Origin of the sequence: Terrisporobacter petrolearius (assembly GCF_020748185.1) — a bacterium.
GTDB classification, from domain to species: Bacteria; Bacillota; Clostridia; order Peptostreptococcales; family Peptostreptococcaceae; genus Terrisporobacter; species Terrisporobacter petrolearius.
Genome location: NZ_JAHZMO010000093.1, coordinates 1 through 1,475, shown reverse-complemented (window position 1 = coordinate 1,475; position 1,475 = coordinate 1). Strand labels below are relative to the sequence as shown.

Here is a 1,475-nt window from a genome sequence, read left to right as displayed (position 1 = left end):
AAGAGTCTGGAAACATAATTGTGTATTCTTCAAAAAAAATACAAATTAAATAGTAATAATTTAGTTATATTCAGGGGCCATGATTTTCATAATCATGGCCTTTTGTAATTAAATTTTCCATTTTTGCAAAAATAATACACCTATAAAGTAATTATTCTTACAAAAAATTTAAAGTAATGTTGCTGATATCCTATCTTCAAAATAAATACTAAGATGAGCTAGTATTTGTGACCAACCCCTAATTTTTTGAGTCCATTTTTCAGATATATCCATCGTAGCCAAGTATAAAGATTTATGTAGAGAGTCATCAGATGGAAATATTGATTTAGATTTTGTTACTTTTCTCAATAGTCTATTGTAACTCTCCATAGAATTAGTTGTATATATTAATGTTCTAATTTCTTGAGGATATTTAAAATATACTGAAAGTTCATTCCAGTTATTTCTCCAACTTCTAAATGCTATCGCATAATTATCTACCCATTTTTCTTCCATGAGCGTTAGCTCACTTAATGCATTTTCTTCAGTAGAGGCAGCATATACAAGCTTTAGATCTTTAGCGAATTCCTTCCTATGCTTATATGATACGTAATTTAAGGTGTTCCTAATTTGATGAACGACACATCTTTGAACCTCAGTATTAGGAAAAACAGCTTTAATGGCGTCTGAAAAACCATTTAAACCATCTACAGATGCAATTAAAATATCTTTAACACCTCTGTTTTTGATGTCTGTAAGTACTTTTAACCAATATTTAGATGTTTCATTTTCACCAATCCAAATACCTAAAACTTCTTTTACTCCTTCGAGATTTATACCTATCGCAATGTACGCAGCTTTATTGATTATTCTGCCTTCACTTCTTACTTTATAATGTATTGCATCCATAAAAACAATTGGATAAATAATATCGAGAGCTCTATTTTGCCATTCTTGCGCTAAAGGAAGGACTCTATCTGTGATTTTAGATACTAAAGTATGAGAAACATCTATACCGTAGATACTTTTAAGATGGCTTGCTATATCTCTAGTAGACATACCTTTTGAGTACATTCCAATTACTTGCTCTTCTATTCCAGATATATCATTTTCATAGTTTTGGATAATTTTAGGCTCAAAATCACCATTCCTGTCCCTTGGTATACTAAGTGTAACCTCACCAAAATCAGATCTAACTTTTTTATTTCTATATCCATTTCTAGAGTTTGTAGTTTCTTTATGCTTATTATCGTATCTTTCATATCCTAAGTGTTCATCAAGCTCCGCTTCTAACATCTCTTGAATTGTGCTAGAAAAAAGATCTTTTAACATATTTTGAACGTCTTTTGTTGTTTTTACATCGTATTCATTTAATAGTGATTTTAATATTTCGCTTTTATTAAACATAAAAAGTGTGCACCTTCCTTTTGTAATGATTTTTAATATCTAAATTATCACCACTTTATGGAAGAATACACACTTTATTTTAAAGACCC

Annotated in this window: 1 protein-coding gene; it reads right to left on the bottom strand. The window is 29.6% G+C overall.

What is annotated here, in order from left to right; translation table 11 throughout:
- Window positions 1-168: 168 nt before the first annotated feature.
- Entirely contained in the window at window positions 169-1,386 is a 1,218-nt protein-coding gene (locus K0040_RS19765) for an IS256 family transposase (RefSeq protein ID WP_228110405.1), read from the bottom strand.
- Between the last annotated feature and the right edge of the window lie 89 nt (window positions 1,387-1,475).

Excerpts from the sequence above, each read along its gene's own strand:
- K0040_RS19765 (WP_228110405.1), bottom strand. The coding sequence starts at position 1,386 with ATGTTTAATAAAAGCGAAATATTAAAATCACTATTAAATGAATACGAT.